1 protein-coding gene is annotated in these 240 nt (G+C 58.8%); it reads right to left on the bottom strand.

What is annotated here, in order from left to right; translation table 11 throughout:
- On the bottom strand, positions 1 to 240 hold a 240-nt coding region (locus QP420_RS06770), incomplete at both ends, for a replication initiation protein (protein WP_481616908.1).

Raw genomic sequence — 240 nt, 5'->3', positions numbered from 1 at the left:
CGCGGTTCTCACCGGAAGAGTGAGCGCGTAGAGCAGATGCGCGTGCCCGTTACGTGGATTTTTTACGGTGATGTTCGGGGCCGGACAGTTCCGGTCGCTCCAGTCGATCGCTGCCCCCGTCCGGTCAACGTCAAAGGCCAGCCAGTGCTGCGCATGTGGCTGGTTCTGCTGGATGAAACGGGCAAGGATGGCGATATCTTTCGGTAGAATGCGAACGCCGTACGTGAAATCGTTCGTACA

Origin of the sequence: Bifidobacterium sp. UMB1197 (assembly GCF_030217745.1) — a bacterium.
In the GTDB taxonomy this organism is placed as follows: domain Bacteria; phylum Actinomycetota; class Actinomycetes; order Actinomycetales; family Bifidobacteriaceae; genus Bifidobacterium; species Bifidobacterium vaginale_B.
Note: the sequence above shows the minus strand (reverse complement) of the source record. Positions and strands in the feature narration are given on the sequence as shown.